Below are 26,069 nucleotides of genomic sequence, written 5' to 3' on the forward strand. Positions count from 1 at the left end.
TCCCCGACACCGCCTGGATCAACCAGCCCGCCCAGGAGACCGATACGACAGCCGCATAACACACCCACCGGTCTCATTCAGCTTGAAAAATTCCGATCCGATACCTTCTCGAATAAGGAGTGGGTCGTACTCAACCCGACCGCCCTGTTGATCCAACGCTGAGCACCCACCGCCAGGCTCGCCCGATGTGCTCAGCCCAGCGCGCTCAGGACCTCCGGCAGGTTACGGGGTTGCTACTGGTGAGCTCGCGTATCAATTGTTGCGAGTTGATGGGGCCCAACCGTTCGGGGCTCATCGGGTCATCGAAGTGTCCGTGGCGTAAAGCGTCTCGCGTCACACTGCTGCACCTAGTGTCATCACACGAGGGTTCGCTCCGGTTACGCCCCGTTAAATCTGGGTCTCATGGCGCGAGCATGGTCGCGATGCTGCTCGTGACGTCCGTGGCCAGCACGGCGTTCACCGGCGCGTGGTGACTGAGCAGTCGGTACCACATCGCACCGAAGGCGAAATCGACGACAAGATCCAGCGGGACCGCCGGAGCCAGTTCGCCGGCGTCGACACCACGCTGGAGCAGTGCGCGCAGTGTCGCTCGTCGCGGGCCGATCACGGTGACCTGCAATCGTTCGGACAGGGCTCGATCGCGCTGCGCGTCCGCCATCAGACCGACCAATGCCTGACCCGTCATTTGCTGCGCGAGTTGGAAAGTGGCCGTGAGCAGCCGCTCCACCGCGACGAGCACATCCACCGAGTCATCCGGAACCCGCAATGCCGCATGCTCTTCGGCCAAACCGATCAACGCCTCGATCAGGATCGACGCCTTATCCGGCCACCAGCGGTAGACCGTCTGCCGCCCAACGCCCGCCCCATCCGCAATGGCCTTGATCGTCAGGTCTTGGTAGCCGTCCCGCTCGCAGAGTTCCAGCGCCGTATGCAGGATGGCGCGCCTGGCGTCCTCGCTGCGGGGTCGCCCCCGGGTTCCTGTCATGCGGCCCACTTTACAAGACACTGTGCCTCGAATATATTAACGAGGCACGATGGTTCGAAAATCATCGTGGCTCGAACTTCAGGAGGATCTTGTGAGCAACAAAGTCGTCATCGTTGGTGGAACCTCTGGCATCGGCCTGGCGACCGCTCGCCGACTCGCCAAGAACGGCGCGGAGGTCGTCATCGCCGGACGCAACGAAGAACGACTCGCCGCCGCACTGGCCGACCTGAGCCCGCAGGTCACCGGCAGGGTCGTGGACGCTCGTGCCGAAAATGAACTGGCACAACTGTTTTCAGAGGTCGGTCCGGTCGACCATGTGGTCGTGACCGTGACCGGACCTTCGGGCACCACCCCATTCCGCGAACTCGGCCTGGACCATCTACAGGCCCACGTCTCGGGCAAACTGTTACCGCACGTCGCCACCATTCAGGCGGCGCTGCCCCAGCTCGCGCACGACGGATCCATCACACTGATCTCCGCCGCATCCGCGGGCGGCGCCATGCCGACAACAGCCGCACTGGCCGCCGTCAATGCCGGTGTAGAGGCCATCGTCCCCGTGCTCGCGGTCGAACTGGCACCCGTGCGCGTGAACGCCGTATCCCCCGGTGTGATCGACACCGAATGGTGGAACTTCCTCCCCGAAGGCGCCCGCGCCGAAGTGCTCGCCGGAATCGCGGCGCAAACCCCGGTCGGCCGGATCGGCAGCGCGGACGATATCGCCAAGGCCATCGAATTCCTCACCGACAACACCTTCACCACCGGTGTGGTGCTTCGCGTGGACGGCGGCGCTCGCCTCGGTTCCCCCAAATAACCCACCCCACACGGCTTTTCGTCACAGCACCGGGACGCCCGGGTACGGGTGACGAAAAGCCGGTTGGCGCATCAGTACGCGATGAACAGAATTTCGTCCCGGGAATAGTCGTGCCCCGGGTGGTTCTCGGCCAGATGCGCCTTGGTCTTCTCGACCAGGTCGTCCTCATCAGTCCCGACGATCTGTTCGCCGCAGGGGCAGTTCAGATTTCGCTTCATCAGCGGTCCTTCCTTCTCGCCCGCCAGTCTATGCACGCGGACCCTCGGTACTGACGTCCTGGGCGGCCACGGCGGCGGCGAAGATCGGGTGGCCGCGAATGACAACTGTCGCTGCATCGACGATGGGACGAATCCGGACGTATCTGGTTGCCCGGCCTGCCGCAGAGATGGCCAGTATGAGGGCTCCCGGGAGCCAGCCGGGGAAGAAGACGAGGACAACGGGCATTGCTATCGAGGTAACGACTCCGGCCTGAGCTGCCAGGCACAACACGATGATCGCGGCGACACCGCTGAATACGATGGACAGGCTGATCGAGTGGAGTACTCGTCGCTGCCAGGCGCACAGTTTGCACACCGACCAGTCGCCGTGGAGTTCGGTGTTGGTTCGCGGCCCGGACCGGTAATCCAGGAGACCCCACAGAAACACCGAGCCGATGGTGCTCTGTACACGTCCTTTGGAAGCCTGGTGAAATCGCGCTACACCGTGACGGCGTTCGACTTCTGGTCGTCCGTGCCGACTACACACCGCCGGCAGTGGTCGGCACAATTCCAAAGCCATATAGCCGGGCTCGGCGGTCAGACCGGAACGCCAGCGGGACTCCAACGCGGTCATCGAACCGCTGTTGCGCCGAATGGCGACCCTGACGTCTTGCTTCACACGAGCCATCCGCGCTGGTTGCGCTCCTGGAAATACAGATCGTCGTCATCGGGCTCGCCGGGTGTGACGATCCGCTCGCGGTTGGGCTTATTCGGCATCGGTCGGCGCTTCAGGTTGTTTCGGGGCGGCGTGGACCCAGCCGCGCAAGGGCTGCACGACCGATCCGTAGAAGGCGTCGGTCGCGGCGGTCACGCTGGCGATGAAGCTCGCCGCAGTCCCGGACCGGCGGTTGCCCATGGGAAATGCTTGCTCCAGGGAGAAGGCCACGATCGCCCCGGTGCGGCCGGTCGTCAGCACCTTCTGATCCGCACGGACGCGGTCGAGGTGTTCGCATGCTTCGTTGCCCCGCTCCGAGAACACCGCTTCTACTTGGACATCGCCCGGTGCGTCCGCGAGTTGTCTGAGCAACCAGGACAACCGGCGGCCCGCGGTGCCCTCATTCGGCGCGTCGACGGCGGTGCGGCAGCGAATCCGGTTGGTACGCAGGTCCGCAACCACAACCAGATCCCCTGCGGCATCGGGAATCCGCAGCACGGCTTCGAATGTGCCATCGGCGGCGAGTCGTTCCACGAAGGCGGTGCTACGAGCGACCGGGTCGGACTGGTGTCGACGGGGCAGGATGTGTTTGACGGTGACACCGATCGCGGCGGTCATACGCAACGCGAGGTGGCGCGACAGCGACGCCCATTTATCGGCGACGGTCACAGCCTTTTGGTCGCCGGCGCGCAAAATACCGGCGGTCACAGCATCGCGCACGGCAACCCAATGCCGCCCCATATCGACGAACTCCGTAACGCCGGACCGCGGGTGGTCGAGGTAGCGCACGAACTCGCGGAGAATCCAGGCGTGCAAGTCGTCGTCGATACCGCCGTGCGAGAGCAACATTCGCGCCTCGTGCGCGACCTCCGCCCAGGACAGGTGACGCAGTGCGACCTTGGCGAGCTTGCGACGGTCGACCTCGACGGGAAGTTCGCCAGGACCGGCGGGGACGTCGTTCGACAGGCTGACCACCACGTCGTACTTCTTCTTGCGCGCCACATCGAGATAGTTCTCGAGCTGATCACGGCGGAGCTTGCCATTGCTGGTCTTGACCTCGAGCAGCGCGGTCCACACCCGGCTCCCTCGCGACATCTTCAGGACCGCGTCCGGGATGACCTTCGACTCACCCAGTTCGTACTGCACCTCGACATACCCCTCGAAAGTGCCCGCCGGAGCCCCCATCCGCGCGCATACTGCCCGCGCGAAGGGCCGAACCGCCTGCATGGTGGCGACCAGGGCCGAGGTCGCGCGCCGCTCCTGCTCATCTCCGCTACCAGCCATCACCGGAAACAGCCGGGCTGGCTGCCAGCTGTCGAGTTCTGCGAGTTTGAACTCGATCTGTTTGGCTTTCTTCAAGGTTCGCTTGACTGTGCGAACGCCGTGGGTCCGCGCCTGCTTGGGACTATTGGGGGGTTCGGACGTGGCAACAATAGGAGCGGGTGCGACGGGTTCATCATTCGTCGGGGAGTCGCTCGCTTCGGCATCGTCGTCCACGTCTACACCGAAATCCGTTGCGAGACCCGCCAATCCGGACTCCCAGCCCTGACCGACTGCCCGCACCTTCCATGCGCTTCCACGGCGGTACACCTCACCGAAGACGAACGCCGATTCCGTAGTGGCATCGGCGGTGGTGTACTCGGCCAGCGAATGCCCCGCCGAATCGACGACGCGCAGCGCCAATTTGCCGAGATCACCGAATGTCCCGACGCCGACGCTGCCGACGAGTGCGACCGCATGCACCTGCTCGGGCACCGCCGACAGATCGATCGCGATCCTGGCCTGGGCCCCCTCCGCGGTCGCGCTGGTACCTAGGAACCGTACCGAACCGTCCGGTGATTCCGGCTGGTTGTAAAAGACGAAATCGCCATCGCAGCCGACTTTTCCGTCGATCCCCAACAGCAGCGCGGATGCGTCGACCTCGACCTCCGACTCGGTCCACCCGATCACCACATCGATGCGGATCACATCGTCCGGTAGCGGCACATTCTGGCCCTTGGCCAGTATCGGAGACGTCACAACACTCACCCCTTGTCACGGTTCGGTACGCACAGTCGCAGAGATCCGGCCCAGCCCCAAGGAATGCTGACCCCAACGCCCGCTATGCGGACGGCGACGCAGTGGTAGTCGACCCACACCAGCTCGGTGTTACATCCGCCACAAGATGCATCGCCTGCGTATCAACGGCTTTGGAGCGGTGGAACCTAATCGACGTCCTCGGCGGCCTGCTTCGCCCAACCTTGGCTGGTGAAGGCGTAGAAGATGGCTGTCAGTAGGTAGCGGATCAGAGCGGCTACGGGCCAGCAGAGGCCGATGGCTATACAGACGGCGCAGATGAGGATGCCGGGGTAGGCGCGGATGGTTTCGCGGCGGTCGAAGGCGGCGTCGTAGCCGGGTTAGAAGAGTTCGGGGTCGTGGAGCAAATGCCACCACAAGGGGCCCAGGGGATGGTCATGACGCCATCACCGAACGCCTCCTCCCGGGACGTACCCGATAATTGCAAGCTCGAGGGCTACCCGTTGTCGACCATATGGGCATGGATAACGCCGTGGCGCTACCCATGCCCTGGCTATCGCTGTCGACGTAGCGTGCTCAATTTCCTTGATCCAGCTGCGGATACGAACCGGGGGCGCTGCCGTCACTGCGGCTGAACACTGGGCGGAAATCCGCGCCGCCACCACTTCCTGCCGATGAAGCAGTGGTTTGGAACGATGCTTCTGCCGACGTGGCATCACTGAACAGCCCGGGCGATCGCCCATCTTCCGTACTCATCTCACGAGCCTCCCTCTGATCGGCGACGTATGGCGAATCCTGGCTTACCGCTCAGCAATCCGCCCGAATCAACCGTACCTTCACAACGGCGTGACGTACGCGCCGGAGATGCCACCGTCCACCAGGAACTGTGATGCGGTGATGAACGAGGAGTCGTCGCTGGCGAGAAATGCGACGGCCGCGGCGATCTCCTCCGGCTCGGCGAAGCGTCCGATGGGGATGTGTACCAAGCGGCGCGCGGCACGTTCCGGATCCTTCGCGAACAGCTCTTGCAGCAGCGGCGTGTTCACCGGTCCCGGGCACAGCGCGTTGACCCGAATGCCGTTGCGCGCGAACTGCACTCCGAGTTCGCGGCTCATCGCGAGCACACCGCCCTTGGATGCGGTGTAGGAGATCTGCGAGGTCGCCGCGCCCATGACCGCGACAAACGACGCGGTATTGATCACCGAACCCTTTCCCCGCTCCAACATATGGTTGATGGCGTACTTGCTGCACAGATACACCGAGGTCAGATTGACCTCCTGCACCCGACGCCAGGCCTCGATGCCGGTGGTCAGAATCGAATCGTCTTCCGGCGGTGAGATTCCGGCATTGTTGAAGGCGATATCGAGGCCACCGTAGGCGTCGACGGCGGTCTGGAACATGGCCTCGACCTGCGCCTCGTCGGTGACGTCCACCTTCACGAACAGGCCACCCACCGCGCTGGCCGCGGCCTCGCCCGCGGCGGCATCGATATCGGCGACGACGACCTTCGCACCCTCCGCCGCGAACCGGCGAACGGTGGCGAGGCCGATACCGCTCCCGCCACCGGTGACGACCGCGACTCGATCCTGTAAGCGCTGCAACACATCTCCTTAACTAGGTGGCGATGAAGACGTTCTTGGTCTCGGTAAAGGCAAGTGCCGCATCGGGTCCGAGTTCACGCCCGAGCCCGGACTGTTTGAATCCGCCGAACGGCGTCCAATACCGCACCGAGGAATGCGAATTCACCGACAGATTCCCGGCTTCCACACCGCGCGATACCCGCAGCGCGCGACCGACATCATTGGTCCAGATGGAGCCGGACAGACCGTATTCGGTGTCATTGGCAATGCGGATGGCATCGGCCTCGTCCTCGAACGGAACCACCGCGACCACCGGCCCGAACACTTCCTCGGTGAGCACCCGATCCGATGGCGCGTCGGGCAGTACAACCGTTGGCGGATACCAGAATCCGGGCCCGTCGGGCTGCGTTCCGGTGAACGCGACCTTGGTCGACGGCTCGACGAACGAGGCCACCCGCGCCCGATGCGCGGCCGAAATCAGCGGCCCCATTTCGGTGGATTCTTCCGCAGGATCGCCGACTCGCACACCGCGCACGGCAGGTTCCAGCAATTCCAGGAATCGGTCGAAAACACTGCGCTGCACCAGAATCCGCGACCGCGCACAGCAATCTTGCCCGGCATTGTCGAAAACTCCGTAGGGCGCGGTCGCCGCCGCACGCTCCAGATCGGCGTCGGCAAAAACGATATTCGCGCTCTTACCACCCAATTCGAGCGTCACCCGCTTCACCTGGCGCGCACATCCGGCCATGATCTCCTTGCCCACCTCGGTGGACCCGGTGAAGACCACCTTCCGAACGGCGGGATGAGTCACGAACCGCTGCCCCACCACCGACCCCTTGCCGGGCAGCACCTGGAAAACCCCGTCCGGCACGCCGGCTTCGAGCGCGAGCTCACCCAACCGGATCGCGGTGAGCGGTGTCAGCTCGGCGGGCTTGAGCACCACCGTATTCCCGGCGGCCAGTGCGGGCCCGAACCCCCACGCCGCGATCGGCATCGGGAAGTTCCACGGCACGATCACCCCGACCACGCCGAGCGGTTCATGGAAGGTGATATCCACCCCGCCCGCGACCGGAATCTGGTTGCCCAGCAGGCGTTCCGGAATCCCGGCGGCGAAATGCAGCACATCGCGGACATTGCCCGCCTCCCAGCGCGCATTGCCGATGGTGTGTCCGGCATTGGCGACCTCGAGCTGGGCCAGCTGCTCGAGATTCGCATCGACGGCCTCGGCAAACCGACGCAGGAGCCGAGCCCGGTCCCCCGGCGCGACCGCGCGCCAATCGGCCGCGGCCCGCTGCGCCCGCTCGATGGCCACATCGGTCTCGGCCGCGCCGACCAGTTCGAGTGTCGTGACGACCTGCTCGGTCGCCGGGTTGACCACCTGCGTTGTCATCACGAATTCCGTTCCTTTCGATAGGTGCCCGCCGCCTCGACCAGTGCGCGCATCAGCCGCGTATCGGTCGCATCAGCCTCAGGATGCCATTGCACACCGACCAGGAACGGACCGTCCGTCGCCTCCGCCGCCTCGATCGTGCCGTCCGCCGCATGCGCGGTCGCGACCAGGCCCTCCGCCAGGATGGCGACGGCCTGGTGGTGGTGGCAATGCACCGGAAGCTCCGATCCGGTGATGGTGGCGACCCGGCTGTCCGGGACGGTCGTAACCCGGTTCGGGTGGAAGCCGCCCGGCGTACCGGAATGGTCGTCGTGGCCGAGCAGATCCGGCAGATGCTGGATCAAGGTGCCGCCGAGCGCGACATTGACCAGCTGCAACCCGCGACAGATCGCGAGGATCGGCAAACCGGCAGCGCGTGCCAAGGCCAGTAGCTCGAATTCGGAATCGTCGCGGTCGGCTCGCAGTGGTCCGAGCGCCGCATCCGGCGGCGCACCGTAACGCGCCGGATCGACATCGGCGCCGCCGGTCAGCACCAGTCCGTCGAGCCGATCCACCAGTTCCGCACGGGCCACGCCAGTGGGCGGCAGCAGCACCGGGATGCCGCCCGCGCGCTCCACCATCTGCACGTAATTGTGCGGCAGCACCGCGCTCGGTACCTCCCAGGCGCCGAATCGGGCCTGCTCCAGGTAGGTCGGCAAGCCGATAACCGGACGGATCTCCTCAGAGCCGTTCGAAACCACGGATTCGCTCCCAATCGGTGACGGCGGCGTCGAAGGCGTCCAGCTCGACCTGTGCCGCATTCCGATAATGGTCCACCACGTCATCGCCGAACGCTGTCCGTGCCACCTTGCTCTCGCCGAACAATTGCGCCGCTTCCCGCAGCGTACGCGGCACCCGCGGACGCTGAGACCGGTAGGCATTGCCGTGGAACTCCGGCTCGAGCGGGAGCCCGTGCTCGATACCGTGCAATCCGGCGGCAATGGTCGCGGCGACGGCCAGATAGGGATTCACATCCCCGCCCGGGATCCGGTTCTCCATGCGCAGGGACATCCCCTCGCCCACCACGCGCAGCGCACAGGTCCGGTTGTCACGTCCCCAGGCCAGTGCGGTGGGCGCGAAACTGCCCGAGACGAATCGCTTGTAGGAGTTGATATTCGGCGCGAGCAGATAGGTGAACTCGCGCAGGCAGTCCAGTTGCCCGGCGAGAAAGTGCCGCATGAATGCAGAGGTGCCGTCCGGGCCGTCACCCGCGAATACCGCCGCACCCGAATCGGTGCGCAGACTGATATGGATATGACACGAATTGCCCTCGCGCTCATTGTATTTCGCCATGAAGCTGAGACTGCGGCCCTCCTGTGCGGCGATCTCCTTGGCGCCGTTCTTGTATATGCTGTGGTTGTCGCAGGTCACCAGCGCCTCGTCATAGCGGAACGCGATTTCGTGCTGCCCCGGATTGCATTCACCCTTGGCCGATTCGACATACATTCCCGCACCGGCCATTTCATTGCGAATGCGACGCACCAGTGGCTCGACGCGCGCGGTCCCCAGCATCGAATAGTCCACGTTGTACTGATTCGCGGGCCGCAGATCGCGGTAGCCGGAGTTCCACGCATCCTCGTAGCTGTCGTCGAAGATCAGGAACTCGAGTTCGGTCCCGACATAGGCGCGCACTCCACGCTCGGCCAGCCGCGCCAATTGCGCCCGCAGTATCTGCCGCGGCGATACCGTGACCGGCTGACGCGCCGGTTCCACGTGCTCGACATCGCACAGCACCAGCGCGGTTCCCGGCTGCCACGGCACCAGCCGCAGGGTGCTCAGATCCGGCCGCAGGACGAAATCTCCGTATCCGGTCTCCCAGGACGAGATCGCATACCCGTCGACCGTCGTCATATCGACATCCACCGCGAGCAGATAGTTGCACGCCTCCGTTGCGTGCCCGATCACCTCGTCCAGGAAAAACCGTGCCGCACACCGTTTTCCCTGCAAACGGCCCTGCATATCGGTCATTGCCACCAGCACCGTATCGATCTCCCCCGCCTCCACGAGCGCCCGCAACTGCGCCAGTTCCAGCATCCCCGTACGCATCAACGACCCCTCTCGGCAGCAACATTGCCAACGCTAGAGCAAAAGGGGCAAGCGTGTGACCCGACACACAAAACCAGATGGCCGTTCGGCATTGAACGGATGCTGATGAGCGAGATCGAAGGTCCGGACTCCACACCGAATGCGTGATGTCAATGCGGCACGTTGTTCGCTGCCGAACGGTCAGTGCGAGCGGCGAGGACTCGGCCGCACTCCACCACATGATCGAGGGTGTTGTCGATGTGCCGGACGCTCGTTCGTGGGTTGATGGTGCACATGCGCAGGACGGTCTCGTTGTGCACTGCTGTAGTGGTGATCATGGCGAACCCGGCCTCCAGCACGGTGCGGGCCAGCTCGGCTTGGAAGGAGTCGAGTCCGGTGCCCGGCGGCATGCCGGGCGGGCGATATCGGAAGGTGACGACCCCCAGCCCCGGCTCGCTGGCCGGTTCGAGTTCGGGATGGTTGCCGATGAATGCGGCCGCGTGCTCGGCCAGGGTGATTCCTTGGTCGACGGCGTCGCGGAAGACGTTCGCGCCAAAGGTTTTCAGCGACAACCACAGTTTGAGCGCACGCAGACCGCGGGTCTGCTGCGGGCCGTAGTCGGATAGATTCGGTTCTCTGCCATCGGATTCGGCGACCGCGAGGTAGCCACTGTCGAGAAAGTGCCGAGCGATCGCGAAAGTCTCCCTCAGCTGCTCGGGTCGTCGAAGCAGGACACATCCGAGTTCGTAGGGCTGGAAAAGCCACTTGTGTGGGTCCAGGGTCAGCGAATCGACACGATTGAGGCCCGCCAGGATGCGGCGGCCGCGAGCGGTCGCCGCGGCCACCGCACCCAACGCGCCGTCGGCGTGCAGCCACATCCCTTCTCGACCACAGACGTCGGCGAGGTTCTCGATCGGGTCCACCGCGCCGGTACTGGTGGTGCCGATTGTGGCAACGACCAGGAACGGACGCCATCCACCGTCGCGGTCGGCACGGATACGCTCGGCCAATCGCGTCGGGTCCAGTCGGAGCCGCTCGTCGGGCGGTAGGACCACGAGTTGGTCACGCTTCAGGCCGATGATGTGGAGGGCGCGCGCGATCGAGGGATGAGCCTGGGTCGAGCAGTAGGCGCGCGCTGTGCTGAGATCGCCGCCGAGCAAGCTGTCACGCGCCGCGGTCAATGCCGTGAGGTTGGCGATCGAGCCGCCGGAGACGAACAGTCCGCCGAAACACGTGTCGAGACCGAGGAGTTCGCGCAACCAGCGCAGCGTGACCAACTCCAGTTGGGTGGGTCCGGAGCCGACCAGCCAGGCCCCGGGAACCGACAGAAAAGCCGCCGCCAGCGCGTCCGCGAGTACCGCCGGATAGTTGCCGGAGGTCGGCACGAAGGCGAAGCACCGCGGATGGTCGGAGTGCATACCGGAAGGCAGAGCGTCGCCGGCCAGCCGCTCCAAGAGCCCCACCAGGTCCTGCCCATGTTCGGGGATCGGCTCATCCCAGTTCTGTTCGAGGTCATCGCGAGACCGGCGGACGAGCACCGGCCCGAGCTCACCTTCACTCATGCGCTCGATGATCAGCTCGATCGCACGTTGGCCCGCCGCACGCATCTGGTCGGCCGGCAACGTCAGCGGTGGTCGGGTCAGCATGACGATTCCTCGACGCAGGCAGACACGGCGCTCACCCAGTCGGACCCGGCCGCGGTCAGTCGCGGATGTGCCTGCAGGCCCGCGACAGCTTCGGCGAGTTGCAGCAGGATGAGCTCGTCTCCCTCTCCCACCTCCGTTCCGGGTTGGGCTTGCGCCCACAGCAGTGCGTGACCAGCCGGAAGATCTGCCAGGCAACGGTTTTCCCCGGGCACCAGGGCACCGCGTTCCAGTCGGTAGGTTCCAGATTCCGGCAGAGCGCCGAGCTGCCTGTCTCGGAGGGCATGCACAACCAACTGGCCGAGCGTCGGCACCGGCGCGACAACGGTCTGGACCGGCAGTTCGGGCAGCAAACACGCGAGCACATGCAGACCGAGGCACGGCAGCAGGTCTGCGTGCTGTTCAACTGCCTGCACCAACGACACGACCGTCTGGAAACGAGGATTGATTTCGATGGCCAACGGCCGATTCCGTTCCAGCACCAGGTCCAAGCCGAAGACCCCGCGGTATCCGTGCAGGCGCAGCTGATCGCCCACGCGAGCCGCAGCCGTGCGGATGGCTTCGTAGGCGCCGTCGGGTAGATCGGTGGGTGCGATGAGTTGATTGCCGCAGTGGGCACCCCAGACGGTGGTCAAGCCAGGGATGCCCACCAGCTGATGCGATACCGCCGTTACGATCGTCGCGTTCCCGGCGACGCACCCGGTGACGGTTACCGAGGGGCCGTCCACGTACCGGCCCACTCGCAATTCTCTTCCGGCCCAGGCATCGAGACACTCCTGCAACTCATCGTGATTCCGCGCCAAACGAGTGCCCCTGCCGATCAGATTGTTCTCGCGGCGTTGGACCACCACCGCCTCCCAGGCGTCGGGCCAGTACCGTCGCGCGGTGGCACGGCCGTCCGCTGGCACTCGCACGAATTCCGGTGTTTCGATGCCGGCTTCCAGGAACACGGCCAATGCGTCGAGCTTGTCCGCCGCGAAGGCCGACGCCACCGGGTCGGGCGCAAGCAACGGCAAGGCCCTGGCCGCAGCCCACGCACTGGCCGTCGGACCATGTTCGGGGGCGAATGCCACACACACCGCACGCCTGGCAGTCCCGAGATCATCCTTATCGGTGTTCGAAAATGGTGAAAAGGCATGCAGCTCAGGCCCACGTCCCGCACGGAACGAAGGGCGAGCGGACGCGGCCAGGAAGGGCGAGCGGTCCAGCCAATGAATCTCGTCGACGACTGCTTCCAACATGTCCATGCCCGCGTCCAGGCCTACTCCGTCGATCTTCGCGAATCGTTGTGGGGCAAGGCCGGATTCGACCATCTCCCGCCCACCGGTTGCCTGGCTGATCGTCATGGCCGGTGACTCTATCCGAGCCGTTTGCTGGGCTCTGGATCAACGACGCGAGATGTCATTGAGCGGACATGGTCGCGGCGGCCATGATTGCGACGGGGCATTGCTAATCTCACGGCCATGATGAACTCGAGATTTGCTGTGGCCCTGTCGGTTCCGCTCCTCGCCACAGTCGTCGGGATACCGCTTGCAGGACCAGCCAGCGCCGATGACGTGTTGCTCACGTGCACCGAGAAAGGAACCGTCACCTGGCTCGGCGCGGGGATCGGTGACGCACCCGCAAAGGTCGGTTGGACCGACACGATCACCTTCAGCAACTGCACCGGTCCTGCTGTCGACCAGGGATTGCCCTACCCCGTCAGCGAGACGGACGCTGGCACCGAGACCGCCAGTTGCGGCCAGCCGACCACCGACAACGAAAGCACAGGAACGATTATCTGGTCCGATGGCACCACCACCGCAGTCAGCAGCGGAAGTTCCGAGATCGAAGCCGACGGATCCCGTCGCGGCGAATTCCCGACCCTGATCAGCACCGGACCCTATAAAGGCAAGACCGCCACCGACACCAACACAGTGACCCCCATAATCGGTTCCACCATAGCGACCCCTTTCGGCCAACTGTGCCTCGGCGTGACCTCCGCGACGCTCGAAGGAACCTTCACGATCACCAAGTGAGCCTTGTGCACTTGCCCGAGGCGTGCGGACATGTGTCGGACGCCTCGGTGAACATTCGCCTCGTGACCCGGAGTCCGCTGTGCTGCTACCCATCCTTCCCCTTCCGCATCCTCGGGAACTTCCCGGCATGCAGGAACAGAGTCTGGTTTCGGCGCCGAGCGCCATCGGCTCCGAGCTGGCGATGTGTCTTCGCCAGGCGATGGACGACGAGGATGTACCGCTACCCGACCTCCGGGATATCCAGCCACTGATCATGGCGAACAACGACGACCCTGCTGTACGGCTGGACACCGCACAGGCTCGTTACGACGCATACTTCGGAGTCCGCAGAACTCGAGACCGCGACACCCTGGCCTATGGCGTCCTCATCGGCTTCCATGGCGTGCTCGACAATCTACGGTCGGCCCGATCGAATCTTGCACCGGTGCAATGGCATCCATTGGCGGCCGGAATACACAGCACGCTGAACTTCCTGCTGCCTGCCGACAGGCGCACCTGTTACCGATATTCTCCGCTGCCACACGCGCACTGCGTTGCTGATCCTGTCCGGCGCTGGCGAGTGGGACACCGCGCGTTTTTTGTCCTCACCCAATGCGTCATCATCGGATTACGCGGTTTTCTGGACGCCACAGAACGTGCGGCGTGGCGTGACGCGGTCACCGCGCTGGACTATGGCACCACGATGCTGGCCGCATCCGAGGCGTGCCTGCGATTCACCGCCGACTTCCCCTCCGACGACTACCGCCGGAGGGTGCGTCCCGCCATGCCGGCAGAATTCACCGGCCTCGCGTCCGCTGACCACGCCTACCTTGTCGCACTGCTGCGATCGGTAGGACCGGCGCTGCAAGCCATGCCGGTGGAGTTCTCCGAACACCGCGAGGCGCTGGGTGCCACATTGCGCTCCGTTTACCTTGCCCACCAAGGTATCTGCGCTCGATTCGACGGCGACCACAGCCCGAGTCTGCGGACGGCCGCACACAGCACTACACCCGCGACGACGGTACTGTCCCGCCTTGCCCGTTCGCGATGTCGCCTTCTCGAACCGTAGGCAAGGTTGTTCATCCCGTCTGGAGACGAGTGGCTTCGCGGCAGAGCAGATCCCAGGCGTCGGCTACGTGCCGGTCGCGAGTGGAGATCGCGCCGATGGCCATTCGTAACGTATATGCTCCCCGAACTCTGGTGTGGGACAGGTAGATCCGTCCGGTTGCATTGACGGCTTCGAGCAGTTGCCGGTTCATTTCGTCCGGCCCGCGCAATCGGAAACACACCAGCGATAACGGATGTGGCGCCATCAGCTCGAATCGGCTGTCGCCGGAAACCCATTCGGCGAATTGCTGCGCGAGCGCGACATGGTGCCGGATGTGCGCGCGAAGACCTTCCCCGCCGTACCAGCGGATGACCGACCAGAGCTTCAGGGCGCGGAACCGGCGGCCCAGCGGCACGCCCCAATCTCGATAGTCCACCACCGCGTGCGACTCGCTGGCCTGGTTGCGCAGATATTCCGGCAGAACGGACAAGGCGCCGATCAGCGCGTCACGATCGGCTACATAGCAGGCGTCACAGTCGAATGTGGTGAGCAGCCATTTGTGCGGGTTGGTGGCGTAGGAGTCCGCATAGTCGTTGACGCCGTGATGAATCCAGCGCAGTTCGGGGCAGATGGCCGCCACCCCGGCGTGTGCTGCGTCTACGTGCAGCCAGGCACCGAATTCCTTGCAGGCAGCCCCGATTCCTGGGACGGGATCGATAGCGCCGGTCGAGGTCGTACCGATTGTCGCCATCACCATTGCGGGGATATACCCCGCAGCGATATCGCTTTTCATCGCGTTCCGAAGTGCGTCCGGGTCCATCGAGAAGTCGGCGCGGGTGTCGATCGTTCGCAGCGCTGCGGCGCCGAGCCCGGCAACGCGGGCGGCTTTCTCGCATGCCGAATGTCCTTCGGCGGATGTGTAGACGGTAAACCGACCGCTTGCCACACCGTCGCGTGTGACCCGTCCGCTCGAAGCCCTGTGCAGCGCGGCGAGCAGGGCCACCAGTATTGAGCTGGAGGCGGTGTCCTGAATGACGCCACCTCCGCTGCCGGTGGAAAGAAACCGATCGGACAACCCCAACAGTCCGGCCAGCCAATCAAGGACGTGCTGCTCCAGTTCCGTGCATACCGGGCTGGTCTGCCACATCATCCCCTGCACATTCAGTCCGGCGGTGAGTAATTCGGCCAGCACCGCCGGTCCTGAGGTATTGCTCGGGTAGTAGGCGAAGAAACTCGGATGTTGCCAGTGCGTGAGACCGGGCACCACGATCGTGTCCATGTCCTCGAGCACCGCACGGAAATCTTCACCGAGCTCCGGCGCCCGGGCCGGGAGTTGCTCTCGCACCTGTCCCGGCGCGACTTGTGCGAGGACGGGTAAGGACTCCACTCGGTCCCAGTAGTCCGCAAGCCAATCCACTACCGCACGACCGTATTCCCGAAACTCATCCGCAGTCATATGCCTGGGCGCAGGATCGACGGCTTCCGGAGCCGGCGACCGCTGAGCATCTCGCATATATCCGCCCTTTCTCGGTGTTCCAGATGATGGTCACTGTACGTCCGGTGGTGCACCGAGCGTCACCGAGCTGCGCTCTCCCGACCGTGCGGTGGGCGGCGGCCCCGACCAGTCACGCAGGATCCGATACCGCTCCGCTGACAACTATCGCACTCGAGCCACTGAGGACCCCGTACCGGCGGGAGTGGATTGTTCTCTCCGACAACGGAATTGTGCGCCGCGTCCATCGGCGGCGCCTGTTCGGAAACGACTATTCAAGATCCCTTAACAGCGAGCTCACCGGATACCGCCGCGGCCACCGAAGCCGCCGAGGTCGGCGCGGTTACCGATCTATCAGCAATCTTCGAGCTACATTCGATCTCGCTCATCCGAGTTCTGGACAATTCCGCTGGACGAAGGAAGTGAGTGGTCGCCGTGGCAATGAACGAGGGGTCGCCGACCAGTGGCGAAGCATCGGTCGGACTGGATGTCTTTCCACCGGAGCAACACCGCCGCTGGACCGTTCTGTTGCGGCTGTTGTTGGCCATTCCCCAGCTGATCGTGCTCTGGGCCTTGAGCATCGCCGCCTTCGTGGTGAGCGTCTGCGGCTGGTTCGGCGCGCTGGTGCTCGGTCGATTACCGGACTGGTGCGGTGCGTTCCTGCGCGGATACTACGGCTACACCGTGCGGGTGCACGGCTACCTCATGTTGCTGGTCGACGACTACCCGCCCTTCGCGTGGACCGCACCGGATTACCCGGTCCGCCTGCTGTTCCCCGCGCCGACGCCGCTGAACCGACTCGCGGTGCTGTTCCGGCTCATCCTGGCATTCCCGATCCTGGTGCTGTCGAGTTGGTTCATCTCCGGATGGGCGATCATCTCGTTCATTCTGTGGCTGATCGTCCTGATCACCGGCCGGATGCCGGGCGCGATCTTCGAGGCCACCTCGGCGGTGCTGCGCACCGAAATGCGGGTATCCACCTACACGTACCTGCTGACGCCGACGTACCTGAAGGGCGTTTTCGGCGATCAGCGGGCGCCGGTTGCCGGTCCGGCAATGACCGCACCGCCTGCGCAGTCGCCTACCCGCCCGCTGGCGCTCTCCAGCGGCGGTCGGACCCTGCTGATCGTCATACTCATCGTCGGCATACTGGGCAGCTTCGCCCGAACCACCGTGCGCTGGAACGATGACGACGACACCGATGCGATCTCCAGCGCACAACCCGCCCGACAGGTCGCCATCGACCTCACCGACTGGATCGGGCACACACCGCAACACGTGCACTGCCCCAACTTCCTCAACGCCGATATCGGCGCGACCGAGGTCTGCACGGTCACCGATAACGGCATCGAGTTCCGGACCTTGGTCACCGTCGACGCGATCACCCACGGAGCGGCGCACTTCCGCACCGTCATCGAGCACTGAAGAGCTAACTCTGCCTACGGGCCCGAGCCCGGCGCTTGCCCTCGTGCATCGCTTGGACCCGGGCCACCGGGATGGTGTGGCCCTCCTCGATGAGATCGGCGGGCAACGCCTGCGGCGCGGGCATCTCCCGCGCCCATGGATCCCGATCGCCCAACTGATTCGGCGCGGTGCGCACGGTGAAATCGCCCGGCCTGATATCGGCGAGCTGAGCCCATTCGATCGGGAAGGACACCGGCACACCCGGACGCACCCGCGGGCTGTAGGCCGCGACGACGGTCGCGCCGCCCGCGCGCGTCGAATCCAGAAAGACCTTGCCCGCCCGGTCCTCGCGGATGAACGCGGTAGTGGCCAGGTCCGGATCGATGCGCTCGGCTCTGGCCGCGACCGCCCGGGTGGCGGCGGCGACATCCTCGGTCGGAATGTGCGGCTCGATCGGTACGAAGACGTGCACGCCCTTGGCGCCGCTGGTTTTCACCGCACCCGCGAGTCCGTCGTCGGCCAGCGCCTGTCTGATCAGCTCGGCGGCCAGCACGACCTGCCGGAAGGCGCCGCCCTCAGGCGGATCGAGATCGAGGATGAGATGGGTCGGGCCCGCGGTGTGATCGGCGAGCGACAGCGTCGGGTGATATTCGACCGCGCGCTGATTGCCGAACCACAGCAGGGTGCGCACGTCATCGCAGAGGGCGTAGGTCACTTCACGTTTGGAGGTCTCGGCCCACACCTTCACCCGACGCACCCACTCCGGGGTGTACTTGGGCAGATTTTTTTGCATGAACGGTTCCTGCCCCGGCCGGATGCGTACCACCGAGAGCGGACGGTCGCGCAGTTGCCCGACCAGCCGATCACCGACGAATTCGAGATAGTCGATCACATCGCGCTTCGTCGCGTCGGCACCGTCGAACAGCGGCGCGTCGAGATTGGTCAGCCGAACACCCGCACGGACCTCTTCGCTGGTCATCGGTCAAAACTAGTAGAACGTCAGGATTCGGCGGCGCGGTAGTAGCCGAAAACGAGGAAGGCGAGTCCGCAAGCCGCCGCGCAGGACAGCAATGACCACCCGATGCCAGGGGTGACGAGCGCGCCCATGACCGCGACGCCGAGGGTCGCGCCCACTTGGCGGACAGCGTTGAGCAGGCCGCCGACCGCACCGGCGGTTCCGGGCGGTGCCACGCTGACAATGGCGGTGACCAGCGCCGGAAGGGCAAAGGCGACACCGAATCCCGATAACAGCAGGCCGAATGCCAGCACCGGATAGCCGAGTCCCGCGAACACCGCAACGGCCAGCACCACACCACCCACCGCGAGCAGGCCGAGTCCGATCAGGATCGGACGACGCGGGCCGACGCGGGCGACGAGTTTGCCCGCGAGCGGCGGGATCACGGCGAACGGCACGGTGAGCGGCAGGAAGGCGAGCCCGGTCTGCAGTGGGCTCAGCTGACGCTCTTGCTGCAGCAGCAACGGCAGGACGAACAGTGCCCCGGTCAGCGCGTAATTCACCGCGGCACCCACCAGCAGTCCGGCCCGCACCCGGCCCGCATGGAGCAGTTCCTGATTCAATACCGGTGCGGCACTGCGTCGTTCGAGAAGTACGAAAGCGATCGCCGCGAGCGCCGTGCCGCCGAACGAGTACGCCATGTGTCCCCACGACTGCGCGCCCGCCGCGATCAGCGCGTCGGTGCACAGCGCCAGGGCGATGGCCGCGGTCAGCTGTGCCGCCCAGTCGATGCGGCGATCACCGCGCGCGCAGGTGACCGCGGAACCCATGCTCAGCCCCAATACGAGCACCGCGATGGGGACATTGACGACGAATATCGACCGCCAACCGGCCAGGTCGACCAGTGCACCACCCGCGATCGGCCCCGCCGCGACCGCCGCGCCGCTGATCGCCGCCCACGTCGAAATCGCTCGCGCGCGCCGGCCCGGATCCGGATACAGCTGGGTGATCATCGCCATCGATGCTGGCACGCACGCCGCCGCCGCGACGCCGAGCAGCATCCGCAGCGCGACCAGCACCCACAGGTTCGGCGCGAAGGCGCTGAGCAGCGAGGCCAGACCGAAAGCCGCTGTGCCGAAACGGAATACCCTATGCGCACCATGGCGATCCGCGACCGCGCCCGCGGAGAGCAGCAGTGCGGCGAAGGCGACGGTATAGCCGGTGGTCGCCCATTGCAGTCCGGCGATCGAGGTGTGCAGGGACGCCGCCAGATCCGGCTCGGCGACCGAAAGCACCGTCATATCCAACAGCACCATGAAGTACCCGAGGGATATCCCCAGCAGGGCCCTGGTCGACGCGGCGGACGTCCGCGCCCGCGATTGCAGCATGCTCATCCGGTACAACAGCTCCTCGGCTCGGTGATGACGCGATCACTCTCGCCGGACCGGCCCGACGGCTCCACCGGCTACAGCGCATGCTGCATTCGGAATATCCGAATGCTCTGTCGCTGTTGGCCAGGCCATGGAATTACGCCAGCTGCGGACCTTCGAGGCAGTGGTGCGCCACCGCACGGTCACCGAGGCCGCGGTCGCGCTCGAGCTCGCGCCGTCGTCGGTGTCCCAGCAGATCCGCACGCTGGAAACCACGCTCGGGGTGGCACTTTTCGTGCGCGATCCCAAGGGCATGCGGCTCACGCCCGCGGGGCAGCGCCTCACCGGATGGGCGCGGCGACTACTCGAACAGGCCGAACAGGCGGTGCGCGCCGTACGGGAGGAACGGCCGGTGCTGCGGCTCGGGGCGCTGGAAACCCTCGCGGGTGCGTATGTGCCGCAGGTGCTGACGCGACTGGCCGAGCGACGGCCCGATATCGAGGTCGAGGTGCGCTCGGACCGGGCCCGCGACGGCCTGCTCGCCGATGTGGTCCGCGGCGATCTCGATGCCGCGCTGTTGCTGGATTCCGGTGGCGCCGTTGGTGATCTGGGTTTTCCCGCCCCCGCCGAACCGCTGGCCTTCCTCGACCTCGATCCGGTACCGCTGGCCCTGGTCGCCGCACCGGCGCATCCGCTGACGACGCGGTCCGGCCTGACACCTGCCGACCTCATCGAGGAAAGACTGCTGGTCAATGTGCCCGAATGCTCGTTCTGGATGGCAGGTGAAAAGGTGCTCGGCTCGGGTCCACGGCGCGTGAAAGCCGGTGCGGTTCCGGTCATGCGGGCATGGGCCGAGCACGGACTCGGTATCGCCCTACTACCGGAATTCGCGGTCGCCGACGGCATCGCGCACGGCACCCTCGCGCGCTTGGACTTCCCGATGCCCGATCTGAATCTGCGGCTGGTGTGGCGGGCGGATCAGGAGGCACTACCCGGGCTGCGCGAGGTCCTGTACGCGGCCGCGCGGCCATGACCGCACCGTTCCCGGCAAACCGGCCGCAATGCTCGGTCATGTGATTAGGCTGACCATATAGACGCAGGTCCCGACCGCATTGGTCGACCGAGAGGAGTTACCGATGAGCGCGCAGCAGTCTGCGATCACGGTCTCGGCACTAACCGGCGATCTCTCCGGAATTGTCGGCAAGCACCTCATCTACGCCTACGACAACGGCTGGAAATTCGAGTTGTATGTGCGGGGTCCGCAGCGGATCGAATCGCGATGTCTGATGGGACCGATGTTCGGGCGGTGGTCCAAGAATCAGGCGGCGAAGCTGGTCCAACTCAACGATGATCTGTACAAAATCGCCTGGGTGGAGCCGACCGGAACGACGACGGTGATCATCATCTGGCTCGGCGATCGCCGGGTGCACACCACGATCTCCTACCCGCAATGGATGCTCGACTATCCCGAAAGCACCCTCACCCGATACGAGGACAATCTCGAGGCGGTCATCGCCGACCGGGAGAAGGGACCGACCTATCCGCTGACCCTGGTCGCCTCGTCTGGGCGCATCACCTTCCTGGAATCCCGGGATCTCGACGACGACACGGTGATCAACTGTCCACCGGACAAGCTGCCGCCGGGGTACGCCGCGCGAACCAACTGAGCGCGTCAGGCTAGTAAACCGGAAGGGCACGGATCGACATTCGTCGGGCGCGGGGTCGGTCACAGCAGCGCGGATCGAAGGCTCGCGGACGTCCTGGCTGATTCACCCGCAATCGAATGGGTACCGCTGCCCTGAGGAGGTACGCGCATGACTCGTCCCGTGCCACCGAATCCGAGCCCCATCCCGCCGATGCCGATCCCGGACCCGGTGCCACCGACACCGATCCCGGATCCGGTGCCACCGAAACCCGGTCCGGAACCGATGCCGCGGCCCGAGCCGCATCCGGAGCCGGAACCGTATCCCGAGCCGTATCCGGAACCGATACCTGATCCGGCGCCGCAGCCATGACTCCAGCGCTGCCGGGCCTTCGGTAACGAAAGGTAAATCAGCGCCAGATCAGCGCGGCGACCGCCTTGGGCGCGGCCAACCATTCACGAATAGTGTTGCGCACCAAAGTCATTCGCTTGCATTCACAGTATGCGACGACGCCGTAGCCATCGATGCCCGCGCCGCGGCACAAGGCGACCGCCCGTGGCAGATGCTGGTATTGGGTGACGATGATCGCACGGTCGATACCGAACAGATTCTTGGCTCGTTCGCATGTCGCTCGGGTCGACAATCCTTCGCCGTCGGAGCGCACCACCGCCGGATCGATGCCATGGTCCGCGAGATACTTTGTCATCGAGGCGATTTCGTCGCCGGATGTACCAGCAGCGTCACCGGAAACCAGAATCTCGCGCACCTTTCCGGCCCGCAGCAGTTCGATCGCGACATCGAGTCGTCCACGCATGTAGGCCATCGGCGCACCATCGGGCCCGACCTTCGCGCCCGGCACGATCACCACCGGAACCGTCGGCGCCGCCGCGGCTCCGAACCGATATTCGGCCGATACCAACCACAATCGGATATTGGCACCCGCGACGACCACCGCCACTGCGGCGACCAGACCGACACCCACCCGGAGCATTACCACGCCGAACTCTTCCCGTCGGTTATCAACTGCACCTGCCCGACGATACTGGCGCGGCACTGAGCCTCGATCCACCGACAGGCTTGCGCCCGTCAGTGGGGTTTGAATGAGAAAGTGTCCTTCGAGCTGCGATGATTGCTGTTGTCCAGGCAACAATCGCACAGCTCAGCAGGACACTTCGGGTGCAAGTTCCGCACAGGTTCGCCGCGGAGTCGGCGGTGTTCGACGATGAGAATCCTGCTCGCTAACCCACTGCGGTGGCCGTCACCTCGATCGTCATCCCGGCCGCGCGCAGCCGCGCGGTGAGCGCGTCACCCATCGCGGTGGCCGGTGTGAGAACTCCGGCGCGGTCGGGTAACCGCGACCCGTCGAAGGCCAGGCACAGGCCGCTCTCGGCGAGCATCACCGCGGTTGCCTGATATCCGGGATCACCGTGCCCGGCGAAGGTGGCCAGATAATGCGCGCCCGCAGAGGTCCGGGTGTAGGTCGCCGTACGGAACCATCCTGCGGCGCGGGCCTTTTCGTCCGGTCCGGTGCCCGGTGCGGGCAGTACTCGATCGAGCAACCGGCGTCCGGCTCGCGACCTGGACAGCATTGCCACCGCCCCCATACCGGCCACCACAGTTCCCGCGGTCGCGGCGGCGATCAGCGGGGCGGCGGGTGCGGCGCCCGCGTCCAGGACCTCCCGGTAGCGGAAGTCCGGCCCGTATGCCCACCCGAGCAGTCCGTTGCTGCGGCGGACGATCTTCGTATTGTGCGGCGCCATGACGAAGGTGCCGACCCAGCCTTTCAGGTCCGGGGCGATGCTTTTCGCACGTCCGAGGGCGTGGTCGGATGGGCCGCCGCCCCGGGGTTCCCTCGCTCGGTCCGGGCTCAGCGAATACGGATCCGTGATCACCGCCCGCGCGGCGGGTTCCGCGGCGATCGCCTCCCACATCGCTCGCGCGGAATCCACCGTCCCCCCACTGACGCCGCCCTTCATCGTCGCGATCAGGGTCGTCTGCTCCAGTGCGCCGGCGTTGTCCGCGGCGACGGCCCGGTGCAGCAGGTAGACGCTCAGGTCAGAGGGTATCGAGTCGAATCCGCACGAGTTCACGATCCTGGCGCCCGATGCGACCGCCGAGTCGTGGTAGCGGTCGATTGCGGTGCGGGTGAATATCGATTCGCCGGTGAGGTCGGCGTAGTGGGTGCCGTGCCGCGCGCACGCCGCCAGCAGCGGTAGCCCGTATCGCTGATACGGGCCGACGGTGGTGATCACGACGGCGGTCCGGGCGGCGAGAGCACCGAGCGCGTCGGAGTCGCCCGCGTCGGCCGCGATGAGTTCCCACTCTGCCGCGGCTGGTCCCAACTGGTCGCGCAGTGCGCCCAACTTCTCCCGGGACCGCCCGGCCAGCGCGATACGTGCGCCGGCGGGCGCGGCCTCTGCCAGATACTGCGCTGTCGTCTTTCCGACGAAACCTGTCGCGCCGAACAGTACGAGATCGAACTCGCGATTCTCGATCATGATGAACCTGCTTTCGATAGAGAGTGGAGCCGGTGTCCCGGTAGCTGCCGGAACCACTCGGTGTCACGGTGTCGCGAGGGCAGCGAGCGGGCGCTCACGGGTGGCACGGAAACTCGTCGAGGTGGCAGCGGCGAGCGCGATCGAGAAACTGCCCGCGATGATCGCGGGAAACATCCACCACGGGCCACCCGGCACCGGGGACCCGGTCTTGACGAGGCTGTAGGGGACGATGGTGGCCGCAGCCGCGACCGTGCCGAGCACGACCGAGACGAATGTCGCTGCGGCACTTTCGACTACGACCATGCCCAGCACCTGACGCCGTGTCACGCCGGTCAGGCGGAGCAGGCCGAATTCCCTGCGACGCTTCCAGGTGGCCGCGATCAGCGAGTTGCCCACCGTGATCGAGCAGAAGGCGATGATCATCGTCACGACCATGTAGTTCGCCGCTGCGAATTGCGGGCCGTTGTCATCGGCAGCGCGGCCGGCGATGCTGTCCTCGGTGCCCTGCATGTACAGCGTGCCGGTCGCGATGCCGATCAGCAGTGTGAGCGCGCCGACGACCGAAGTCGCGTCGGCGGCGCGGGCGGCCAGATTGCGCAGAGCCAATCGTGCCGCGCTGCCGGGAAACCGGGTCGCGAGGGACTCTAGTGAGGCGACGCCCCAGGGGCTCAACAGCGCCAGACCAATCGCCACACCGATACACGCGGGCCCGGCTGCGGCGGCCAGCAACGGCCCGTCGGCCATGAACAGGGTGCCGATTCCGCAGCCGAATCCGATCAGCACGAACATCGCTCCCAGGAGGGTTTTCTTCCGGGAGATCGCGACGCCCTCCGCGCCCGCGGCGTCGGCGAGCGCCGCAACCGGCGCGATCGTCGCGGCGCGACTGCCCGCCAGCGCCGCAGCGACTGTGGCCGACAGCAACGAAACTCCCGCACCCGCCGCGATCGTCGGTCCGTGCACGACGAACCGGGCCGGTTCGGTGACCACGCCGAACGCGACCATACGATCGAGCAGGAACGCGCCGAGCCCGATCCCCGGCAGCGCACCGGCCAGCGTCGCGGGCAATGCCACGGCGCTTGTTTCCATCAGCACCATCGCGCGCATCTGGCGGGGAATGGCACCTATCGATCTGATGAGGGCCAATTCCCTGGTGCGCTGCTCGATCACGAGCGAAACCGTGGCGGCGATACCGAAGATCACCACGACGAGAGTCCAGCCACCCATGATCCCCGCCAGGATGGACAGCGACTCTCCGCCACCGTCCGGTATCGCTCTTCCGGAGTCGAGAAGCGCGGCGAAGGCGATCAGTAGCGCGGTTCCGGCCGCGATCACAGCCGCCGAGGCCAGGTAGGCCGAAGTACGCGCCCGTACCGTGCGCAGCGCGAACCGCCACATCATCGGAGGCCCCCACGTGCCGGGATGCGTTCACCCAGCCGAGCCATCCGGGCCGCCACGGCGTCCGCGCTGGGGCGGTGCATCATATCCACGACCCGGCCGTCCGCGAAGAACACGACGGCATCGGCCGCTGCCGCCGCGACCGGATCGTGCGTCACCATGACGATGGTGCGCCCTGCGCCGTCCACGGCTTCCCGCAACAGGCGGAGCACATCGGCGGCGGCACGGCTGTCGAGTGCGCCGGTCGGCTCGTCGGCGAAGACCACCGCCGGAGCGCTCAGCAGCGCACGAGCGATCGCCACCCGCTGCTGCTGACCTCCCGACAACTCCGCGGGCCGGGAGCGCGCGTATCGCTCGAGGCCCAGCCGGGCGAGGACGTCGCGCAACGCGCCGGCGGGGACCGGCCGGGAGGCGAACTCCATGGGCAGCGTGACATTCTGCGCCACAGTCAAGGTCGGCACCAGGTTGTAGGACTGGAAAACGAAGCCCAACCGATCACGGCGCAGACGGGTCAGCGCGGTCTCGTCGAGCGTGGTCAGTTCGGTGCCCTCGATCGAGACCGAACCCGAGGTCGGCCGGTCCAGCCCGGCCGCGCATTGCAGCAGCGTGCTCTTCCCCGAGCCGGACGGTCCCATGACGGCGGTGAACGTGTGACGCGGAAAGCCCAGGCTCACCTCGTCGAGGACCCGGGCCGCCGCGGCGCCCTCGCCGTACACCTTCACCACTTGACGCAGTTCCACGCTGTACCGAGCGGGGGCCGCCTTCGACCTTTCGTCGAAGTACACTGTACGAGTCATAAATACACCGTACCCAAGCAACCTGAAGTTTGCGCAATGAGAGGAAGTTAATCGAGTTAAAGCCACATA

General features: G+C 65.6%; 24 protein-coding genes. 7 read left to right on the forward strand and 17 right to left on the reverse strand.

From position 1 onward, the window contains the following. Nucleotides 1–400: 400 nt before the first annotated feature. The gene (locus AB0J29_RS20335; protein ID WP_364788142.1) at nucleotides 401–985 is read right to left on the reverse strand and encodes a TetR/AcrR family transcriptional regulator; all 585 of its coding nucleotides are present in this window, start codon (nucleotides 983–985) and stop codon (nucleotides 401–403) included. A 91-nt stretch (nucleotides 986–1,076) separates the two neighbouring features. Here AB0J29_RS20335 and AB0J29_RS20340 point away from each other — a divergent pair, with 91 nt between their 5' ends. Continuing rightward, a complete protein-coding gene (locus tag AB0J29_RS20340) occupies nucleotides 1,077–1,796 on the forward strand; it encodes an SDR family oxidoreductase (RefSeq protein ID WP_364788145.1) in 720 nt (239 codons plus the stop codon). A 71-nt stretch (nucleotides 1,797–1,867) separates the two neighbouring features. Here the strand turns inward: AB0J29_RS20340 and AB0J29_RS20345 are convergent, their stop codons facing one another. The 9 genes from AB0J29_RS20345 to AB0J29_RS20385 all read right to left on the reverse strand — a co-directional run bounded on the left by AB0J29_RS20345 (nucleotide 1,868) and on the right by AB0J29_RS20385 (nucleotide 12,747). Then, on the reverse strand, nucleotides 1,868–2,014 hold the full coding sequence (locus tag AB0J29_RS20345) for a DUF1059 domain-containing protein (protein ID WP_063721623.1): 147 nt from the start codon (nucleotides 2,012–2,014) through the stop codon (nucleotides 1,868–1,870). 28 nt (nucleotides 2,015–2,042) lie between these two features. Continuing rightward, a complete protein-coding gene (locus AB0J29_RS20350; RefSeq protein ID WP_364788148.1) occupies nucleotides 2,043–2,441 on the reverse strand; it encodes a hypothetical protein in 399 nt (132 codons plus the stop codon). A gap of 318 nt (nucleotides 2,442–2,759) precedes the next feature. Next, on the reverse strand, nucleotides 2,760–4,727 hold the full coding sequence (locus tag AB0J29_RS20355) for a TerD family protein (RefSeq protein WP_364788151.1): 1,968 nt from the start codon (nucleotides 4,725–4,727) through the stop codon (nucleotides 2,760–2,762). Between the two features lie 833 nt (nucleotides 4,728–5,560). Beyond that, nucleotides 5,561–6,328 carry a 3-oxoacyl-ACP reductase gene (locus AB0J29_RS20360; RefSeq protein WP_364788154.1) on the reverse strand — a complete coding sequence of 256 codons (768 nt, stop codon included), beginning with the start codon at nucleotides 6,326–6,328 and terminating at the stop codon, nucleotides 5,561–5,563. Between the two features lie 10 nt (nucleotides 6,329–6,338). Next, a complete protein-coding gene (locus AB0J29_RS20365) occupies nucleotides 6,339–7,694 on the reverse strand; it encodes an aldehyde dehydrogenase family protein (protein WP_364788415.1) in 1,356 nt (451 codons plus the stop codon). Beyond that, a complete protein-coding gene (locus tag AB0J29_RS20370) occupies nucleotides 7,694–8,434 on the reverse strand; it encodes a gamma-glutamyl-gamma-aminobutyrate hydrolase family protein (protein WP_364788157.1) in 741 nt (246 codons plus the stop codon). The genes AB0J29_RS20365 and AB0J29_RS20370 overlap by 1 nt, the downstream gene beginning before the upstream one ends. Then, nucleotides 8,415–9,779: a glutamine synthetase family protein gene (locus tag AB0J29_RS20375; protein WP_364788160.1), complete on the reverse strand. Its 1,365-nt coding sequence runs from the start codon at nucleotides 9,777–9,779 to the stop codon at nucleotides 8,415–8,417. Before AB0J29_RS20375 ends, AB0J29_RS20370 begins: the two co-directional genes overlap by 20 nt. Nucleotides 9,780–9,928: 149 nt before the next feature. Next, nucleotides 9,929–11,404 carry a pyridoxal-dependent decarboxylase gene (locus tag AB0J29_RS20380; RefSeq protein WP_364788163.1) on the reverse strand — a complete coding sequence of 492 codons (1,476 nt, stop codon included), beginning with the start codon at nucleotides 11,402–11,404 and terminating at the stop codon, nucleotides 9,929–9,931. Then, nucleotides 11,398–12,747 (reverse strand): ATP-grasp domain-containing protein, encoded by a 1,350-nt coding sequence (locus AB0J29_RS20385; protein WP_364788166.1) that lies wholly within the window; start codon nucleotides 12,745–12,747, stop codon nucleotides 11,398–11,400. Before AB0J29_RS20385 ends, AB0J29_RS20380 begins: the two co-directional genes overlap by 7 nt. A 117-nt stretch (nucleotides 12,748–12,864) precedes the next feature. Between AB0J29_RS20385 and AB0J29_RS20390 the strand changes: the two genes are divergently transcribed. Beyond that, nucleotides 12,865–13,419, forward strand: coding sequence for a hypothetical protein (locus AB0J29_RS20390; RefSeq protein WP_364788169.1), 555 nt, complete (start codon nucleotides 12,865–12,867; stop codon nucleotides 13,417–13,419). Between the two features lie 127 nt (nucleotides 13,420–13,546). Next, complete coding sequence (locus tag AB0J29_RS20395) at nucleotides 13,547–14,467, forward strand: hypothetical protein (protein ID WP_364788172.1); 921 nt, start codon at nucleotides 13,547–13,549, stop codon at nucleotides 14,465–14,467. A gap of 10 nt (nucleotides 14,468–14,477) precedes the next feature. Here AB0J29_RS20395 and AB0J29_RS20400 read toward each other — a convergent pair whose 3' ends face one another. Next, nucleotides 14,478–15,902: an aminotransferase class V-fold PLP-dependent enzyme gene (locus AB0J29_RS20400; RefSeq protein WP_364788176.1), complete on the reverse strand. Its 1,425-nt coding sequence runs from the start codon at nucleotides 15,900–15,902 to the stop codon at nucleotides 14,478–14,480. Between the two features lie 462 nt (nucleotides 15,903–16,364). On the opposite strand from AB0J29_RS20400, the gene AB0J29_RS20405 reads away from it, so the two are divergent. Then, nucleotides 16,365–17,363, forward strand: a complete 999-nt coding sequence (locus AB0J29_RS20405) for a DUF4389 domain-containing protein (protein WP_364788179.1) — start codon at nucleotides 16,365–16,367, stop codon at nucleotides 17,361–17,363. A 4-nt stretch (nucleotides 17,364–17,367) separates the two neighbouring features. Here AB0J29_RS20405 and ligD read toward each other — a convergent pair whose 3' ends face one another. Together ligD and AB0J29_RS20415 are read right to left on the reverse strand one after the other, a co-directional pair. Next, the gene (ligD, locus tag AB0J29_RS20410; RefSeq protein WP_364788182.1) at nucleotides 17,368–18,321 is read right to left on the reverse strand and encodes a non-homologous end-joining DNA ligase; all 954 of its coding nucleotides are present in this window, start codon (nucleotides 18,319–18,321) and stop codon (nucleotides 17,368–17,370) included. 20 nt (nucleotides 18,322–18,341) lie between these two features. Then, nucleotides 18,342–19,691: an MFS transporter gene (locus tag AB0J29_RS20415; RefSeq protein WP_364788185.1), complete on the reverse strand. Its 1,350-nt coding sequence runs from the start codon at nucleotides 19,689–19,691 to the stop codon at nucleotides 18,342–18,344. Nucleotides 19,692–19,818: 127 nt separating this feature from the next. On the opposite strand from AB0J29_RS20415, the gene AB0J29_RS20420 reads away from it, so the two are divergent. The 3 genes from AB0J29_RS20420 (at nucleotide 19,819) to AB0J29_RS20430 (ending at nucleotide 21,682) form a co-directional block, all read left to right on the forward strand. Further along, complete coding sequence (locus tag AB0J29_RS20420; protein ID WP_364788188.1) at nucleotides 19,819–20,700, forward strand: LysR family transcriptional regulator; 882 nt, start codon at nucleotides 19,819–19,821, stop codon at nucleotides 20,698–20,700. A gap of 103 nt (nucleotides 20,701–20,803) precedes the next feature. Continuing rightward, nucleotides 20,804–21,334 (forward strand): phenolic acid decarboxylase, encoded by a 531-nt coding sequence (locus tag AB0J29_RS20425; protein WP_364788191.1) that lies wholly within the window; start codon nucleotides 20,804–20,806, stop codon nucleotides 21,332–21,334. Nucleotides 21,335–21,481: 147 nt separating this feature from the next. Beyond that, the gene (locus tag AB0J29_RS20430; protein WP_364788194.1) at nucleotides 21,482–21,682 is read left to right on the forward strand and encodes a hypothetical protein; all 201 of its coding nucleotides are present in this window, start codon (nucleotides 21,482–21,484) and stop codon (nucleotides 21,680–21,682) included. Between the two features lie 37 nt (nucleotides 21,683–21,719). Here AB0J29_RS20430 and AB0J29_RS20435 read toward each other — a convergent pair whose 3' ends face one another. The 4 genes from AB0J29_RS20435 to AB0J29_RS20450 all read right to left on the reverse strand — a co-directional run bounded on the left by AB0J29_RS20435 (nucleotide 21,720) and on the right by AB0J29_RS20450 (nucleotide 26,000). Further along, a complete protein-coding gene (locus AB0J29_RS20435) occupies nucleotides 21,720–22,301 on the reverse strand; it encodes an ElyC/SanA/YdcF family protein (RefSeq protein WP_364788418.1) in 582 nt (193 codons plus the stop codon). Between the two features lie 247 nt (nucleotides 22,302–22,548). Beyond that, nucleotides 22,549–23,808 (reverse strand): saccharopine dehydrogenase NADP-binding domain-containing protein, encoded by a 1,260-nt coding sequence (locus tag AB0J29_RS20440; RefSeq protein WP_364788197.1) that lies wholly within the window; start codon nucleotides 23,806–23,808, stop codon nucleotides 22,549–22,551. A gap of 63 nt (nucleotides 23,809–23,871) precedes the next feature. Then, nucleotides 23,872–25,206 carry an ABC transporter permease gene (locus AB0J29_RS20445; protein WP_364788200.1) on the reverse strand — a complete coding sequence of 445 codons (1,335 nt, stop codon included), beginning with the start codon at nucleotides 25,204–25,206 and terminating at the stop codon, nucleotides 23,872–23,874. After that, complete coding sequence (locus AB0J29_RS20450) at nucleotides 25,203–26,000, reverse strand: ABC transporter ATP-binding protein (protein WP_364788203.1); 798 nt, start codon at nucleotides 25,998–26,000, stop codon at nucleotides 25,203–25,205. Before AB0J29_RS20450 ends, AB0J29_RS20445 begins: the two co-directional genes overlap by 4 nt. Nucleotides 26,001–26,069: the final 69 nt, after the last annotated feature.

The organism is Nocardia sp. NPDC049707, assembly GCF_040674855.1.
Taxonomy (GTDB): Bacteria; Actinomycetota; Actinomycetes; order Mycobacteriales; family Mycobacteriaceae; genus Nocardia.